This window comes from Paraburkholderia sp. SIMBA_053 (assembly GCF_046534895.1).
GTDB lineage: Bacteria > Pseudomonadota > Gammaproteobacteria > Burkholderiales > Burkholderiaceae > Paraburkholderia > Paraburkholderia caledonica.
The window spans coordinates 206,772-223,846 of the sequence record NZ_JAWRXU010000007.1 but is presented as its reverse complement, the minus strand read 5'-3'; the positions used below and the strand labels follow the sequence as shown (position 1 = coordinate 223,846).

Genomic DNA, 17,075 nt, shown 5'->3' with positions numbered 1-17,075 from the left:
AATCCGGAGCCTGATCGTGGAACTGCGTGCGCTGCGCTATTTCGTCGAAGTCGTTCGTCAGCAGAGCTTCACTGTCGCCGCCGAGCAGATGTTCGTCACCCAACCGACCATCAGCAAGATGGTGAAATCGCTCGAAGACGAGATCGGCTCCCCGCTGTTGCTGCGTGACGGCCGCCAGATGGTGCTCACCGACGCCGGCCGCATCGTCTATCAACGCGGCCAGGAGGTGCTCGCCGCGCACGCGCAGCTGCAAGCCGAACTCAACGATCTCGGCATGCTCGGTCACGGCGAACTCACCATTGGTATTCCGCCGATGGGCGGTTCGCTCTTCACGCCCGCTATCGCCACGTTCCGCCAGCGCTACCCGAAAATCGAACTGAAGCTTTTCGAGCAGGGCTCCCGCGCGATCGAGACCGCGCTGATCAACGGAGAGCTGGAACTCGGGGGCGTTCTCCAGCCGGTGGACCCGGACAATATCGACGTGCTGCCGATCACGCGCCAGTTGCTCTGGCTCGTCGCGCGCTCCGGCTCCCGGTGGGACGAGCTTCGCGTAGTGCCACTCGCCCAACTCGCCGACGAACCGTTTGTGTTCTACGGCGAAAGCCTCGCGCTCAACGACGTAGTCCTCGGTGCCTGCCGCAGCGCGGGATTCGCGCCGACTATCGTCGGGCGCAGCGGACATTGGGATTTCATGGCGGCGCTCGTGCTGGCCGGCGTCGGCATTGCGCTGCTGCCTGCGCCCTATTGCCGGCGACTGGATGCCGCGCAGTTCACTTGCCGGCCGGTCGCGGAGCCGGAAATTCCATGGGAAATGGCGATTGGCTGGCGCCGCAATGGTTATCTGTCGCATGCCGCGCGCGCGTGGCTGGACGTGGCGCGCGAGACGCTACCCGGCCGGGCCGGCGACGATCTGATGCTCGGGCTGACCGGCATTGCCGCGCCGCTTCAAACGCCGCGTTCCGAATGACGACGCGCCGCCCGGCGGGTCGCGGGGGGCGTGTCGCTAACGTACTTGCAAGCGGCGCCTAACTCATTGCTGTGCAGCGAACTCGATGCGGCGATTGGCAAAGCGTCCGCTGGCGCTGTCGTTGGGTTGAAGCGGGTGCGCCTGGCCGTAGCCTTGAGCACTCAGCGAATCCGCCGGAGCACCGGTTTTGACAAGGTACGTACGAACCGCCTCGGCGCGCTGCTTCGACAGTTGCAGATTGGCCTGTTCGCCGCCCACGTTGTCGGAGTATCCCGCCACTTCGAGCTTCGCCGCCCGGCCGTTGCGCGCACACGCGTTCAGCACGCGCGTGGACTGGTTCAAGTCTTCCGCTGCTGACGTGGGCACATGCGCGCTCGCGCTCGTGAAATTGATCACTTGCAGGTTCAGCACCTTGGCCACATCGGCTGCGGCGCAGGTAGCACCGGGCGCGAGCAGCGCCTTGATTGCACTGCGAAAGTTCGCCGTTGCCTGCTGGATCGCGTCGTCTGCGTCGAACGTGCCGATCTCGTAGGGAGCGCCGAACAGCGATTTCAGCGTGTTCAGCCAGCCGAGCTTCGCATTCGCGGCCGCACCGCTCAGTTCGACATGCGTGCCGTCCAGTTTCAGTTCCGCACCCGGCACGCTCATCAGCGGCATCAGGCCGTCGAGGCGCGGGAGCCAGCCGGCGGGCTTCGTTGCCGGATCGACGGCAATGTTTGCGGCGTAGTTGTACTGGCCGAGGCGCTTCGTCAGTTCATCCACGAGCTGGGTTTTTTCTGCTTCGCTGCCGACCGTCGCCGTGAGCGTCGGTTTGCCGCTTTCGCCGACTGCGAAAGCAAGCTGGCTGTCTTTCGTCGGCGGGACGGTCACGCCCGGCTGACGCGCGGCGCTGGTTGCGCTCGCGGCGCTTGCGCCGCCCACTGGAGCTGAGCCGGCACCCGCAGCCGAGGCAGAAACCCCAGCCGTAGAACTCGCGGCACCGAGCGCTTCAATTGCACCTGCTGCATTAGACGCCGCGGCATCGCTCGACGCAGCCACCGCAGCAAGCTCACCTGACGCCGCAACCGGCGCCGAAGCCGACTGCGCGTCGGCAGACCGCTCCGCGCCCGAAACCGCCGACCCGCCGCTCCACTGTCCGCGCGGGAAGCCGCCCGGAAACAGATAGACGAGCGCCATTGCGGCGGCAATGATCGCCAGCAGCGGCCACCACAGCCACGCATGCGAGCGGCGTTTTTCGCCGACCACCGCGTCCGCCGGGACCTGAACCGCGGCAGTGACTTCCGGTGCGGGCTTTGCCGCTGGCGTGGGCTGCTCGATATGCGCCGACACGGCCTTGAGTTGCGCGAGCACGCTGCCGGCGAAAGCGCCGACGCTGCCCAGGCCGAGCGCGGCAAGCAGGCGATCGTTCAGATACGGTGCGATGAGCGGCATCTGATGGCTCAGCAGCACGGGCAACTGACCGACATTGCCCTGGCTCTTGAGCAAGTGCTGCTTCAGCACGCCCAACATGGTTGCACCGACGATTCCCGTAATGGCATGCGTCGCGTGCGCCGGCACGCCGGTTTGTGCTGCGACCTCGTCGCTGAGCGACTCGGCACGGCGGTCTAGCGATCGTTCGAGCAAACCGCGCCCCGCGCTTTCGAGTTCACTGACGCCGCCCGTACTCCCCGTCAGATGCGGCAACTGTTCGGCGATTCTCGCGTTCACGTCGGGCGAGACGACGGTCGCGAACAGCGAGCGCGCGCCTTCGAGCGTCGCAGCCCTCTGCATCAGACCGGCGAGCAACGCGGGCGCGGCCGTGCTCATCACCGAGCGCGCCGCCTCAGAAGGCAAGCCGATGCGCGCTCCAAGCTGCCCGACTACCTCGTCCGTCAACGCCGACTGAATCGCGTGAATCAAGTTGATGCTCATGCCTTCGCTTCCTTGAGTTTCCGGACTCGCCACCTGACGCGCCCGTTTTTGCGCGGCGATTATAGGCAGCGGGAAATCTCATAAACGGAATGGCACAATTTATGACGATTTAGACGACGTTTCGCCGACTTATCTCCTATTTGACATCGAGATGCTGGTTGTTCGACTTGAGCGGCAGAGCCTACGGAGTCGGTTTCATGCCGCGTTGCCCGCAGGCGCCATGGCGGTCGCCTGAACTGTCACCGTGTGCGGCTTTCGACGGCTTGCCGCGATCAACTCCGCCGCGCGTTCGCCGATCATTACCGTGGGCGCATTCGTATTGCCGCCGATCAGCGTTGGCATCACCGATGCATCGACGATCCGCAGCCCGGTGACTCCTCGCACGCGCAATTGCAGATCGACTACGGAGGCCGCGTCGCCGCCCATCCGGCAGGTGGCGACCGGGTGATAGATCGTGTCCGCATGGCGCGCGATGGCCTCGCGCAATTGCGCGTCGGTCTGACCCGGCCGCGTGTAAAGCTCGCGACCGCCGTGCAGCGCGAGCGACGGCGCATCGAGAATGCGCCGCGCCATCTGCACGCCTTCCACCAGCAGGTCCAGATCGCGCGAATCGCTGAAAAAACGCGGATCGATCACGGGCGCCGTGCGCGCATCCGCGCTTGCAAGCGTCACGGTGCCCCGGCTGAACGGCCGCAGCACGCATACATGCAGCGAATAGCCGTGCCCCCAATGCATATGACGGTTGTGATCGTCGACGAGCGCCGCGCAGAAATGCAGTTGCAGGTCAGGCCGTTCGAGCGTCGGCTTGCTCTTTAGAAAACCGCCCGCCTCCGCGACGTTGCTCGACAGCATGCCGCGTCCATGCCGGATGAAAGTGGCGAACTGCGGCACCATTCGCGCGATGCCGCGCACCGAAAAGCCCGTCGGCTCGATCGACGACACGCGTTTGTTGATGGTGAAGTCGACGTGATCGATCAGGTTCTGCCCAACTTCCGGCGCATCGTGCAACACCTCGATGCCGTGCGCCTGAAGATGTGCGGCCGGCCCGACGCCGGAGCACATCAACAGTTGCGGCGAATTGAAGGCGCCCGCCGCGACGACGACTTCCGCGCGCGCTTTGAGCATTTCCCGGCGACTTCCGCGCACAATTTCCACGCCGCAGGCGCGCTTCTGCTCGAACACGACGCGCAGCACCGTGGCATCCGCGATGGCATGCAGATTGGCACGCTCGCGGTCGTAGATATACGCGCGCGCCACGCTGCAACGGCGCCCGTCGCGCTGCGTGACCTGATAGAAGCCGATCCCTTCCTGGTCCGGGCCGTTGAAGTCGTCGTTCGGTTTGTAGCCGGCTTCTATCGCGGCCTGTACGAACCGCCTGGAAAACGGATTGCGGTAGCGCAGATCCGACACGGTGAGCGGGCCGCTGTCGCCGTGCCACGCGTCGGCGCCGCGTTCGTTGCCCTCGGCGCGGCGGAAATACGGCAGCACGTCGTGCCAGGACCAGCCGTCGCAGCCCAACTCCGCCCATTCGTCGTAATCGAGCGGATGACCGCGCGTGTAGATCATCGCGTTGATCGCACTCGATCCGCCGAAGCCGCGCCCGCGCGGCTGATAGCCCTGGCGTCCGGCGAGACCCGGCTGTGGCGTGGTCAGATAGCCGTAGTTCGTTTTGAGCTTGTTCGGCACGACCGCCGCGACGCCGACCGGCATATTGACCAGCAGGTTGCGGTTCGTGTGCGGCCCCGCTTCAACGAGGGCAATCGTCGCGTCGGGACAGTCGTCCGCAAGACGGCTCGCGAGTGCGCAACCGCCCGATCCGGCGCCTACGATGATGTAGTCGTATTCCATCGCTCCTCCTGATCGCCCGCGTTGCTCGCGGACCCTGTCTCGTGCACACTTGTCTACGTGTGTTTCACCGGCATTGTAGGGAGCGTTGTGTGGCCGCGGCGGCTTCGCGTCAGAGCGATTACTCTAAACACAGGCGGCGCCGCGACCCTATGATGGAAGTCCCATACGCGCCCGCCGGACGGTCGCGCGGGGCATTCAAACAACGTCCGCGGACGTCGCGCTTTTCCCGCGCGGCAGACACGCAGCGGTCAAACGTCGCAGCGCCGATTTGCGCCGCAGACCCGTCCGCAAAGGCGGCGACCGATCGCGAAGAGCGAGGTCAAAAACGTGCCACGAACGAGCCGTCGGTGAGTCGTCAATGAGCCGCGGACGACCCTTAAGCAGAACGCGGACGAGCAACGCAAAGACCACCGACCACGCGATGACCCGGCACACGGGCACACCGCCGTCGAACTCACGGCGAACGGAGACAGCAGATGCAACGCCATAGCTTCGGCCAGACCCACGAGGTCACCAACCAGGTACCGCCGCTCGCGGACTACAACCTGTTCTCTAGCGACGCTGCGCTGTCGGCCGCGCTCGAACGCGACGGCGCCGCGTGGCATCGCGATGCATTGCTGCGTCACGGCGCGGCGCTCACCACGCCCGAGACGCTCGCGCTAGCCGAACTCGCCAACCGCCACACGCCCGAGCTTTCCACGCACAGCCCGCAAGGCGAGCGCATCGACGCGCTTGAGTTTCATCCCGCGTGGCATGAGCTGCTATCGCTGCTGCGTCGCGAGGGGCTGCACGCGTTGCCTTTTTCCGATCCGCAGCCCGGCGCGATGGCCGCGCGCTGTGCCGGATATTTTCTGCATGCGCAGATCGAATCAGGGTCTCTTTGCCCGTTGACCATGACGTTCGCCAGCATTCCGGTATTGCAGCGCGAACCGCAATTGTTCGAGACCCTTCGCGACAAACTCTACGCACGCGAGCACGATCCACGCGACTTGCCGCTCACGCAAAAAATCTCCGCGATGATCGGCATGGGCATGACCGAAAAGCAAGGCGGCTCGGACGTGCGCAGCAATCAGACGCAAGCGCGTGCGATCGCCGCCGGTGGCCGCGGCGGCGCCTACGAACTCGTGGGACACAAGTGGTTCTTCTCCGCGCCGCAATGCGACGCACATCTCGTACTTGCGCGCACGCACGATCACGCCGGTCTTTCGTGCTTCTTCGTGCCGCGCTTCGCGCCGGACGGCAGCAAGAACGCGGTGCAGATCCAGCGTCTGAAAGACAAGCTCGGCAACCGCTCGAACGCCAGCAGCGAAGTCGAATTTCTCGATGCGTTCGGCATCATGATCGGCGACGAAGGACGCGGCGTGCCGACCATCATCGAAATGGCGAATTACACGCGGCTCGATTGCGTGATCGGCAGCGCAGCGCTGATGCGCGCGGCGCTCGTGCAGGCCATTCATCATGCGCGCCATCGCAGTGCGTTTGGCCGCAACCTCGTCGATCAGCCGTTGATGCGCAACGTGCTCGCCGACCTAAGCCTGGAATCAGAAGCGGCGACCGTGCTGTTCATGCGGCTCGCCCACGCGTTCGAGCAATCCGTGGATGCAGATTCGGCAACGTCTGCCGCGAACCCGGCAGAAGCATCCGTCGAGCGTGCGTGGCGGCGCATCGTCACGCCCGCGGCAAAGTACTGGGTCTGCAAGCGCACGCTCGAATTTACCGGCGAGGCAATGGAAGTGTGGGGCGGCAACGGCTATGTCGAAACCGGTCCGATGGCGCGCTTTTATCGGGAAGCGCCCGTCAACTCGATCTGGGAAGGCTCAGGCAACGTGATGTGCCTCGACGTGCTACGCGCCATGGAGCGCGAGCCTGAAGCGGCGCAAGCGCTCTTCGCGCAATGGCAAGCGGATGCCGCCGCGCATCCGGCGTTAAGTGCCGCGCTCGGCAAGCTCGCCGCGACGCTCAATGGTCCTGCCGAAGACCGCGAAGCGTCCGCGCGGCGCATCGCGCAGCAGATCGTGCTGATCGCGCAGGCCACGTTGCTCATCAAGCATGCGCCCGCTGCTGTCGCCGAGGCATTCATCGCCACGCGTCTCGGCAGTGGCTGCGGCGAAAGCGGCCGGGTCTACGGCACGCTGCCCGCCACGTTCGATCATGCGGCGATCATCGAGCGAGCTTTTCCAGACTGATGCCCGGAAGCCGCAGACGAACCGCAGCAAACGGCCGCAAACGGCAGCAGACAGCAGGCAACGACACCGATAGGCGTGGCGCGACCGCGCATCTTTGATCAGGGAGTGGTGAACAATGAAAAACGATCTGCCCGAGGTCGCCGCGCTGGAGGCGTTGCTTCACGATCAGCGTCACGCCTGGTTGCGCGCGCCGTATCCGTCATGGGAAACGCGCGCGGCGCATCTGAAAGCGCTGCGCAAAGTCCTGCTCGACAACCGCGACGCGCTCGCCGATGCGATGAATGACGACTTCGGCAATCGCGCGAAACAGGAAGTGTTGCTCGCGGAATTTCTGCTGGTGAAGGAGGAAATCGACGCCGCGCTGCGGCACGGCAAGCGGTGGATGAAGCCGCAGCGCCGGAGCACCAACAAATGGTTGCTGCCGGCCCGCGCGAAAGTGGTGCCGCAGCCGCTCGGCGTGGTCGGCATTATCGTGCCGTGGAATTATCCGGTGCTGCTCGCCGCTGGACCGCTCATCAGCGCGCTGACCGCCGGCAATCGCGCGATCGTCAAGATGTCCGAGTTGACGCCGCGCACGTCGGCGTTGTTCGAGCAGCTGATCGGCCAGACTTTTGCCCGCGATCACGTTGCTGTAGTGAACGGCGACGCCGCGCTCGCCGCCGCATTCAGCGCGCAGCCCTTCGATCATCTCCTCTTCACCGGCTCGACGAAAATCGGCCACGAAGTGATGCGCGCCGCCGCCGAGCATTTGACGCCGGTTACGCTGGAACTCGGCGGCAAGTCACCGGCGATCATCGTCGAGCATGCGCGGTTCGACAATGCCGTGGACAATCTCGTCGCCGGCAAGACGCTCAATGCCGGGCAAACCTGTATCGCGCCAGATTACGTGCTCGTGCCGCGCGGCAAGGAACAGGCGTTCGTCGAGCGGGCGCGCAAGCGGATGGCGAAGATGTATCCCGGCTTCGCGCACAACCCGGACTACACGTCGATCATTTCGCCGCGCCACTTCGCGCGCCTCCAGCGTCTCGCCGACGAAGCGCAGGCCGCGGGCGCGCAACTGCATCCGCTGACCGACAGCGCGCCCGACGCGGCGAGCCGCCGCTTTCCGCCTATCGCCGTGACTAGCGCGCCGCAGGATTGCGAACTGATGCAGGAGGAAATCTTCGGCCCGCTGCTACCTGTCGTGCCGTACGACACGCTCGACGATGCGATCGCGTGGATCAACGCCCGGCCACGCCCGCTTGCGCTTTACCTGTATGCGGACGACGCAGCCACCATCGAACGGGTCACGCACGAAACCATTGCCGGCGGCATGGCGGTCAACGAAACGCTGATGCATCTGGCGTGCGAAAGCCTGCCGTTCGGCGGTGTCGGAGCAAGCGGAATGGGCGCGTATCACGGCTACGAAGGCTTCGTGACTTTCTCGAAGATGAAGCCCGTGCTGACGCAGGCACGACTGAACGCGCGTGCATGGATTGCGCCGCCGTATGGCAGGCGCGTCAACGCGCTGCTGAAACTGATGATGCGGTTTTGAGCGACGCCAACTGTGTGGCTTCGCCGGACGGTGCCTAGCGCGCGCCTGTTGCGCCTTCGATATCGACCGCGACCACGTCGGTGACATCTTCCGCGCCGGTGCGCGCGCCGCCCGGCGCTGGCTGCGCCGGCTCGCTTTCCAGCCGATGCAGCCACGCGAGCAGTTCCGCCACCGCCTGATAGAGCTGCGGCGGAATGCGCGCGTCGAGGTCCACCTGCATCAGCAGTGAGACCATTTCGGGCGCTTCGTGCACATAAAGCCCGGCTTCCTTGGCGCGCTGCACGATCATCTCGGCGAGCATGCCGTAGCCCTTGGCGATCACGCGTGGCGCCGGATCGCCGCCTTGTGCGTCGTAGACAAGCGCAGCCGCGCTGCGGCGATGTTTGCGGCTCATCACATGTCCCAGTCGAAATCGTCGAGCGGCGCGGTCGCGGCGTTCGACGCGTGCGGTGCGCGACGGCTTTTCCCGGCGGCACTTGCCGGCGCTCCCGATGCGGCAGATGCAGCAGACGCCGCGGCGTCCGTCCGATTCGCCGCCGAGGCCGACCGCGCATACGCGGACGCCGCTGCCTGAGCCGAAGCCGCGGCGCCCGCTGCCGCCGCGCCGGTGGCGGGCGCCCCGCCACCGATCTCGAGAATCGTCAAACCGTTCAGCTGAATGCCCGCCGCCGCGAGCCGCTGACGAAAACTTTCCCCCTGCATCGCGAGACGCGCCGCGCCGCCGGGACTCGCCTGTACACGCGCGACGAGGCGCATGCCGGTCAACGTCAATTCGGCGTCGACGGTGCCGAGCGTCGGCAGCGACAGCGTCAGGCGCGTGCGCCACGGCTGATCGTCCTCGCTATCCGCGCCGCCGCCGCTGCGGTCCCACTCGTCGCCTTCCTGCTCGACAGTCCAGTCCAGCTTCGCGCCGGGCCATGCTTCGCCGGTCCAGCGGAACTGGCCGGTTGCGAGCAGATCCAGTTGCTGGCGCACGAGCGGCACCGTTGCGGGATGGACCGCGGCGGCCTGCGGATTCTGCTGCGAGCCTGCGTCAGCCGCTGGCGAGGCAGCGTTATGCAGGCCCGCATGGGACGTCTGGCCGTTCAGGTCGGATAAGGAACTTGCCAGCACTTCACCGGCGACGAAACGAGCGGCCTGCACGGTGTCGATCGACGGCATCGGGCGGCCGGCGGTGCTGGCTGCATTCGGGTTCGCGGCATTCGGGTTGCCGGCGTCGGCCGCGCCGCCTGATGTTTGCGGCGTCGCGCCCATGCCCTGCCTCGCGGCAGCTTGCGCGGGCGACGCGTCGCCCCCGTCGCTTGCCCAGTTCAACGGCAATTGCGCGGCGGCGGCGACGAGCTTGTTCTGTGCTTCGCCCGCGAGTGTCTCCGGCGAGCGCTGGCCGCTCAGCCATTGCGCGAGGTGTGCTTCGTAGAAAAGACCGCTGTCGCCGACCGTGTGTGCGAGCGCGGCCGCGAGCGCCGCCACCGGCACCTGGGTCGCCGCGACATTGGCCGTAGCCGCGGAAGCCGCGGCGTTGGAAGCGGTATTGGAAGGAGCAGGCGCGTCGAAGAGCGGCAAAGCGCCCACCTCGACGTCGAGTGCGGGGGCGGCGGGCCAGATCGGTAACTGCCCGACGATCGCGGGCGTCGCCTCGCCGCCGGAGCGCACGATCGCGTTGAGCGTCAGTGCGACGGCGGACAGCGCGGTCTGCGCGGAAGGCTGCGGCGCAGAAGGAGTGGCCGGAGCCGGCGTTGCCGGCGCGGTCTCGACGTCGGCCGCGCCCGTCTGGGCGGTAGCCGCGCTGCCGGGGGCAATGTTCAGCAGGCTGTCGACGCGGGTCGCGAGGAGCGATGCGACGGCCGTGTCGATTCCGTTCATGCCGATTCCTTGATCACATTGGCGTCAACGCGCTCAATTCACACAATCAGACGCCTTGCGGCCACCCTCAGCGCGCCCCGTACAGCTCCTTGAGCACCCGGGACGGCCGGCCGCCGAACAACGCCGACAATTTGGCGAGGCTCGGATTGGCCAGGTCGCGGATCGCGGCGTCGTCGGCGAGGATTTGCCGGATCAGCGCGTATTTGCGCAGGCGTTCCGTCTCGTCGAGTTTGACGCCCGTCTCCGCCTCTTTCAGCGCGTCGACGAGCAGCCGGTATTCATCCTGCAAGTGGACCAGATCGTTCCACAGGGCGCGTCGGGCAGCCATCAGCATGCGGCAGGACAACGCTGCGATGGCCTCGTAGCGGGCAAAGTATTCTGCGTTCGATGTCATCTCATGCTTTCCGCGACCGGCTGGGCAGCCATCCGCGCTATCTCCGGGGCAATCCCGATCCATGCCTCTTCGAGCGTGGCCAGCAGGCCATCGACTTCGACCAGCATTGCCTCGCTCTCTTTTATGTTGGCTTCGAGCAGCCGGCGCGACATATAGCTATATAGCGCGTTCAGCCGCTGTGCAATCTCACCGCCCACCTCAAGGTTGAGCGACTGTTGCAGCCCGCTTTCGACGATCTGAATCGCCTTGCCGATCGCCTCTCCACGACCGGGTACATTGGCCTGCTGCAAATGCATCCGCGCTTGCGCGATTGCCTGCCGGGCCCCCTGATACAACATCACGATCAGACGATGCGGACTCGCGCCCATCACCCCTGTCTCGACGCCCACGCGTGCATACGCATTGGCTCCAGAGTGTCCTGGGGAAAACATCGGCGCTCCTCCTCAAATGCAACTACGGTTGGTCGTGGCAGCCCATCGCGATGCGTAAGCGCACCCCGATTCATGCCTGTATCTGGTTATCGGATACGCAGCGAGAAAGCTTTAGGCCGGTGTAAGGAGGATTAAGGGCTGCAGGTTGCGCACGCCCCCAGGGGCGGCGCGGCGCGTGTCACGCGGGCAGTTGCGGCCGGGCGGGCGGAACATTCTTGCCGCCGTGGCCGCAGCCTCGATCAGACCTGCATCTGCATGATGTCGTTATAGGCGGACACCAGCTTGTTGCGGACCTGCAGGCCGAACTGGAAGCCGACGTTCGCCTTCTGCATGTCGACCATCACGTCGTTCAGCGAAACGTTCGACGCGCCAAGCTCGAACGCCTGCGATTCGCCGACCGCCTTGGTCTGATCACCGCTGATCTTGTCCAACGAAGCCTTCAGGGCCGACGCAAAACCGCCGGTGGTAGCCGCACCGGACTCACCTGCGGCCGAAGCGCCGGCAGCGGCGGTGCTGCCGCCGGCGGCCTGCGCCGCCATCGACTGCAATTGTTGCAGCGCCGACGAAAGCGCGTTCACGGGCAAAGTCATGTTCTCTCCAGGAATGACGAGCGGCACGACCAAACCGTACCGATCTGGACGAAAGCATAGCAGCGGGCTCTCCTGGAAAGCCCCGAAACTAGGGGGGAAACCCGGCTCTATTCAAGCAATCGGGCGCGCCTGCCGTGCGGATAATTTCAGTCGTGAAAGTATCTGTCCATACTCCCGCCGAGCCTCGGTGCGGTTGAGCGGCAGAACGCAAAAGGCTTCCCGGAGAAACCCGACGCATGGATTCGTCAGCCAACTCTTTGATCAACCCCGACGCCCGCATGGGCCTCGCCGGCGCACAGCCCGGCGCGGCAGCGGCGGGCGCCGGTCAGCCCGGCGGTAACGCAGACCTGGGCGGCCTCGGTGGCGGCCTCGGCGGCAATTTCGGCCAGCGCCTGTCAGGCCTCGCGCAAATGCGCGGCAACCCGCGCGCCCCGCTGATTTTCGCGGTGGCGCTGCTTGTCGCCGTGGTGGCGGGCCTGTTTCTGTGGTCGCGCGCCCCGGACTACAAGGTGCTTTACAGCAACTTGTCCGACCGCGACGGCGGCGCGATCATCACCGCGCTGCAGCAGGCCAACATTCCGTACAAGTTCTCCGAGTCGGGCGGCGCGATCCTCGTGCCGGCCGAACAGGTGCACGAGATGCGCTTGCGCCTCGCGTCGCAAGGCCTGCCCAAGAGCGGCTCGGTCGGCTTCGAACTGATGGACAACCAGAAGTTCGGCATCAGCCAGTTCGCCGAGCAGATCAACTATCAGCGCGCGCTGGAAGGCGAGCTGGAACGCACGATCGAATCCGTTTCGTCGGTCAAGTCGGCGCGCGTCCATCTGGCGATTCCGAAGCCCTCCGTATTCGTACGCGACAAGGAAGCGCCGTCGGCGTCGGTGCTCGTCAATCTCTATCCGGGCCGCGCGCTCGACGAAGGCCAGGTGCTGGCAATCACGCACATGGTGTCTTCCGCGGTGCCGGAAATGCCGGTCAAGGGCGTGACCATTCTCGATCAGGACGGCAACCTGTTGACGCAACCGTCGGTTGGCGGCGGGCTCGACGCGTCGCAACTGAAGTATCGCCAGCAGATCGAGCGCAACACGCAGCAGCGCATCGACGCGATTCTTGCGCCGCTCTTCGGCGCCGGCAATGCACATTCGCAGGTGAGCGCGGACATCGACTTCTCACGCACCGAACAGACTTCGGAAAACTACGGCCCGAACGGCAACCCGCAACAGGCGGCGATCCGCAGCCAGCAATCGAGCACCGCGACGGAAATGTCGCAAGGCGGCGCGTCGGGCGTGCCGGGCGCGCTGTCGAATCAGCCTCCGCAGCCCGCCTCCGCGCCGATCAATGCGCCCAATGGCGCGAGCGGCGGCGTGACGACGACGCCCGTCAGCGATCGTAAGGACATGACCACGAATTACGAGCTCGACAAGACCGTGCGTCACCTCGAGCAGCCGATGGGCGGCATCAAGCGTCTGTCGGTGGCCGTGGTGGTCAACTATCTGCGCGTGATCGACGGCAAGGGTCACGCGACGATGCAGCCAGTCACCGCCGACAAGCTCGCGCAGGTCAACCAGCTCGTGAAGGACGCGATGGGCTTCGACGCGCAGCGCGGCGACTCGGTCAACGTGGTCAACAGCCCGTTCACCGCCGACGTGGACCCGAACGCGGACCTGCCGTGGTGGCGCACGCATGACATGCTGGCTCTGTACAAGCAGATCGCGACGTATCTCGGCATTGGCGCCGTCGCCCTGTTCCTGTACTTCGTGATGGTGAAGCCGGCGCTGCGCCGCGCCTTCCCGCCGCCGGAACCGCTCGTCGCCGCGGCGCTGCCGTCGCCGGACGAGCCGATCCTGCTCGACGGCATCCCGACCGCGGAACGCGCCAACGGCAACGTCGAAATCGACTCCGGCGACAGCGAACTGCTGGCGCTGGAAAACGCGAAACACAAATATGAGCGGAACCTGGAGTTCGCACGCAGCATCGCGCGCCAGGATCCGAAGATCGTTGCAACAGTCGTCAAAAATTGGGTGACCGATGAGCGCTGAAGGCGTAATGAAGAGCGCGCTTCTGCTGATGTCGATCGGCGAGGAAGAAGCGGCGCAAGTGTTCAAGTTCCTTGGACCGCGTGAAGTTCAGAAGATCGGCGTCGCCATGGCCGCCATGAAGGCCGTGACGCGCGACGAGATCGACGTGGTGCTGCACGAGTTCGTGCGCGAGGCGGAAAAGCACACCGGCATGTCGCTGGACTCGAACGAGTACATCCGTTCGGTGCTGACGAAGGCGCTCGGCGACGACAAGGCCGGCGCGATCATCGACCGGATCCTGCAAGGCAGCGACACGAGCGGTATCGAAGGCCTGAAGTGGATGGACTCGCCGGCCGTCGCGGAACTGATCAAGAACGAGCACCCGCAGATCATCGCGACGATCCTCGTTCACCTCGACCGCGATCAGGCGTCGGAAATCGCCGCGTGCTTCACGGACCGTCTGCGTAACGACGTACTGTTGCGAATCGCGACGCTCGACGGTATCCAGCCGGCCGCGCTGCGCGAACTCGACGACGTGCTCACGCATCTGCTGTCGGGCAGCGACAACCTGAAGCGCAGCCCGATGGGCGGCATTCGCACGGCGGCGGAAATTCTCAACTTCATGTCGAGCAACCACGAGGAAGGCGTCATCGAAAACGTCCGCCAGTACGACGGCGAACTCGCGCAAAAGATCGTCGATCAGATGTTCGTGTTCGAGAACCTGCTCGACCTGGAAGACCGCGCGATCCAGCTGCTGCTGAAGGAAGTCGAATCCGAGGCGCTGATCATTTCGCTGAAGGGCGCAGCGCCTGCACTGCGTCAGAAGTTCCTGTCGAACATGTCCCAGCGTGCAGCCGAGCTGCTCGCGGAAGACCTCGACGCGCGCGGCCCGGTTCGCGTCTCCGAAGTCGAGACGCAACAGCGCCGTATCCTGCAGATCGTGCGCAATCTGGCAGAAAGCGGCCAGATCGTGATTGGCGGCAAGGCGGAAGATGCATATGTCTAATCGCAACTCCACGGCAAAGGAAAGCCTCTCGGCCTACCAGCGCTGGGAGATGGCCTCATTCGATCCGGTGCCGCCGGCACCGCCCACGTCCGAGATCGACGAAGCGGCTTTCGAAGCCGAGCTCGAGCGCCTGCGCGAAGCCGCGCACGCGCAGGGCATCGCATCCGGCCACGTGGCGGGCCAGGCACTCGGCTATCAGGCCGGATACGACCAGGGCCACGCGCAAGGTTTTGAACAGGGCCGAAGCGAAGCGCGCGAGGAAGCTGCGCGACTCGCAGCGCTCGCCGAAACCTTCAAGGCCGCGCTCGACGGCGCGCAAGGCGCCATTTCGGAGACGCTCGTCGTGCTCGCGCTGGACATCGCGCAACAGGTGGTGCGCCAGCATGTGCTGCACGACCCGACCGCGCTGATCGCCGCCGCCCGCGAGGTGCTCGCGGCGGAACCGGCGCTGATCGGCGCGCCCGCGCTGATCGTGAGTCCCGCCGATCTGCCGGTGGTCGAAGCGTATCTGATGGAAGAACTGCAAACACGCGGCTGGACCGTGCGCACCGACCCGGCCGTGGAGCGTGGCGGCTGCCGCGCGCAGGCCGGCAGCGGCGAGGTGGACGCCGGCATCGATACACGCTGGGAACGCGTTGCCGCGGCGCTTGGCAAAGTGAGTACATGGTGAAACCGACGCTCGAGGAGATCCGCGCAAGCGACCTGACGCCGCTCGAACGCGAGCTGGCGCTGGCGTCGTTCGGCGCCGAGGCGCTCGCGGATGCACCGTTCGCGGATGCAGTCTCGACCGCCGCGACGGCGGCTGACCCGGGTCATGCTCATCCGCTGACGGGCGCGGCCGCGAGCCGCGAGTCGGCGCCGGCTGCGGGCGCCGGTCTGGGTGTGGGTCCGGCCGCCGCCAAGGCAGCAAGCGCCGTGGCTCCTGCTGCGTACGATCCCGCGCTCGACAGCAATCCGCATATGCAAGCCTGGCGCGGCCGGCTCGACGCACTGCGCGCGCGCAACGCGATCGCGAAGCCGATGCGCGCCTGCGGACGCCTGACGCGCGCCGCCGGTCTCGTGCTCGAAGCGGTTGGATTGCGCCTTTCGGTAGGCGCCGAAGTGATGATCGAACTGCCGCCGGGCAGTTCTCTGCCGATGGCTGAAGCGGAAGTTGTCGGCTTCTCCGGCGACAAGCTGTTCCTGATGCCCACCACCGAAGTGATCGGCCTGCTGCCCGGTGCGCGCGTCTACCCGCTCGAAAGCGCGCCGATCGCCGATCCGATGGCGGGCGCGAAGCGTCTGCCGGTCGGCTGGGAACTGCTGGGCCGCGTGCTCGATGCGTCCGGCCGCCCGCTCGACGGACTCGGCCCGCTCGGCGCGCATGCCGACGCGCCGCTGTCCGCGCCGGTCATCAATCCGCTGAACCGGGAGCCGATTCACAAGGTGCTCGACGTCGGCGTGCGCGCGATCAACGCGCTCCTGACCGTGGGACGCGGGCAGCGCATGGGACTGTTCGCAGGCTCGGGCGTCGGTAAATCGGTGTTGCTCGGTACGATGGCGCGCTACACCAGCGCCGAAGTGATCGTGATCGGCCTGATCGGCGAACGCGGTCGCGAAGTGAAGGAATTCATCGAGCAGATTCTTGGCGAGGAAGGCCTTGCGCGCTCGGTCGTGATCGCCGCTCCGGCCGACGTTTCACCGCTTTTGCGGATGCAGGCCGCGTCGTATTCGACATCGCTCGCCGAATATTTCCGCGATCAGGGCAAGCACGTGTTGCTGCTGATGGATTCGCTGACCCGCTACGCGATGGCGCAGCGCGAAATCGCGCTGGCCGTCGGCGAGCCGCCCGCGACCAAAGGCTACCCGCCTTCTGTGTTCGCGAAGCTCCCGGCGCTCGTCGAGCGAACTGGCAACGGTCCGGCGGGCGGCGGTTCGATCACCGCGTTCTACACGGTGCTGACCGAAGGCGACGACCAGCAGGACCCGATTGCGGACTCGGCGCGTGCGATTCTCGACGGCCACATCGTGCTGTCGCGCTCGCTCGCGGAAGCCGGCCACTATCCGGCAATCGACATCGAAGCGTCGATTAGCCGGGCAATGACCGCGCTGATCGACGATAACCATCTGGACAAAACGCGTATGTTCAAGCAGATGCTGTCGCGCTATCAGCGCAACCGCGATCTGATCAACGTTGGGGCTTATTCGAGCGGACGTGACGCGTTGCTCGACCGCGCGATCGCGCTGTATCCGCGGATGGAAGCCTTCCTGCAGCAAGGCTTTCGTGAGTGCGCGAATTTTGAACCGAGTGTCGAGATGCTGGACGCGCTGTTTGCCCAAGGAGCCTGACG

General features: G+C 65.7%; 14 protein-coding genes. 7 read left to right on the top strand and 7 right to left on the bottom strand.

The genetic code is table 11. The features are described 5' to 3' along the window. Window positions 1–16 precede the first annotated feature (16 nt). Window positions 17–967: a LysR substrate-binding domain-containing protein gene (locus SB753_RS22080; RefSeq protein ID WP_410801814.1), complete on the top strand. Its 951-nt coding sequence runs from the start codon at window positions 17–19 to the stop codon at window positions 965–967. A 63-nt stretch (window positions 968–1,030) separates the two neighbouring features. On the opposite strand, the gene SB753_RS22075 is transcribed toward SB753_RS22080, so the two are convergent. Continuing rightward, window positions 1,031–2,878, bottom strand: coding sequence for an OmpA family protein (locus SB753_RS22075; RefSeq protein WP_410801812.1), 1,848 nt, complete (start codon window positions 2,876–2,878; stop codon window positions 1,031–1,033). A 195-nt stretch (window positions 2,879–3,073) separates the two neighbouring features. Further along, window positions 3,074–4,726, bottom strand: coding sequence for a GMC family oxidoreductase (locus SB753_RS22070; protein ID WP_410801810.1), 1,653 nt, complete (start codon window positions 4,724–4,726; stop codon window positions 3,074–3,076). A gap of 476 nt (window positions 4,727–5,202) precedes the next feature. On the opposite strand from SB753_RS22070, the gene SB753_RS22065 reads away from it, so the two are divergent. Both SB753_RS22065 and SB753_RS22060 read left to right on the top strand, forming a co-directional pair. After that, complete coding sequence (locus SB753_RS22065; RefSeq protein ID WP_410801808.1) at window positions 5,203–6,912, top strand: isovaleryl-CoA dehydrogenase; 1,710 nt, start codon at window positions 5,203–5,205, stop codon at window positions 6,910–6,912. Window positions 6,913–7,027: 115 nt separating this feature from the next. Beyond that, window positions 7,028–8,446, top strand: a complete 1,419-nt coding sequence (locus SB753_RS22060; protein ID WP_410801806.1) for a coniferyl aldehyde dehydrogenase — start codon at window positions 7,028–7,030, stop codon at window positions 8,444–8,446. 34 nt (window positions 8,447–8,480) lie between these two features. Here the strand turns inward: SB753_RS22060 and SB753_RS22055 are convergent, their stop codons facing one another. The 5 genes from SB753_RS22055 to fliE all read right to left on the bottom strand — a co-directional run bounded on the left by SB753_RS22055 (window position 8,481) and on the right by fliE (window position 11,724). Next, window positions 8,481–8,840, bottom strand: a complete 360-nt coding sequence (locus SB753_RS22055; protein ID WP_288828550.1) for an EscU/YscU/HrcU family type III secretion system export apparatus switch protein — start codon at window positions 8,838–8,840, stop codon at window positions 8,481–8,483. Further along, the gene (locus tag SB753_RS22050) at window positions 8,840–10,309 is read right to left on the bottom strand and encodes a flagellar hook-length control protein FliK (protein ID WP_410801804.1); all 1,470 of its coding nucleotides are present in this window, start codon (window positions 10,307–10,309) and stop codon (window positions 8,840–8,842) included. Before SB753_RS22050 ends, SB753_RS22055 begins: the two co-directional genes overlap by 1 nt. A 67-nt stretch (window positions 10,310–10,376) precedes the next feature. After that, complete coding sequence (locus SB753_RS22045) at window positions 10,377–10,703, bottom strand: flagellar protein FliT (protein WP_013589910.1); 327 nt, start codon at window positions 10,701–10,703, stop codon at window positions 10,377–10,379. Then, window positions 10,700–11,134: a flagellar export chaperone FliS gene (fliS, locus tag SB753_RS22040; protein ID WP_027805060.1), complete on the bottom strand. Its 435-nt coding sequence runs from the start codon at window positions 11,132–11,134 to the stop codon at window positions 10,700–10,702. Before fliS ends, SB753_RS22045 begins: the two co-directional genes overlap by 4 nt. Window positions 11,135–11,373: 239 nt before the next feature. Next, the gene (gene fliE, locus SB753_RS22035) at window positions 11,374–11,724 is read right to left on the bottom strand and encodes a flagellar hook-basal body complex protein FliE (RefSeq protein ID WP_087752472.1); all 351 of its coding nucleotides are present in this window, start codon (window positions 11,722–11,724) and stop codon (window positions 11,374–11,376) included. A gap of 236 nt (window positions 11,725–11,960) precedes the next feature. Between fliE and fliF the strand changes: the two genes are divergently transcribed. From fliF to fliI, 4 genes are read left to right on the top strand one after another with little or no spacing between them, the layout of a single operon-like run. After that, on the top strand, window positions 11,961–13,760 hold the full coding sequence (gene fliF, locus SB753_RS22030; RefSeq protein ID WP_410801802.1) for a flagellar basal-body MS-ring/collar protein FliF: 1,800 nt from the start codon (window positions 11,961–11,963) through the stop codon (window positions 13,758–13,760). Beyond that, window positions 13,750–14,745: a flagellar motor switch protein FliG gene (gene fliG / locus SB753_RS22025; RefSeq protein ID WP_020070768.1), complete on the top strand. Its 996-nt coding sequence runs from the start codon at window positions 13,750–13,752 to the stop codon at window positions 14,743–14,745. The genes fliF and fliG overlap by 11 nt, the downstream gene beginning before the upstream one ends. Continuing rightward, window positions 14,732–15,415, top strand: a complete 684-nt coding sequence (fliH, locus tag SB753_RS22020) for a flagellar assembly protein FliH (RefSeq protein WP_410801800.1) — start codon at window positions 14,732–14,734, stop codon at window positions 15,413–15,415. The genes fliG and fliH overlap by 14 nt, the downstream gene beginning before the upstream one ends. Beyond that, the gene (gene fliI, locus SB753_RS22015) at window positions 15,409–17,073 is read left to right on the top strand and encodes a flagellar protein export ATPase FliI (RefSeq protein ID WP_410801798.1); all 1,665 of its coding nucleotides are present in this window, start codon (window positions 15,409–15,411) and stop codon (window positions 17,071–17,073) included. Before fliH ends, fliI begins: the two co-directional genes overlap by 7 nt. The last annotated feature ends 2 nt before the right edge of the window (window positions 17,074–17,075 follow it).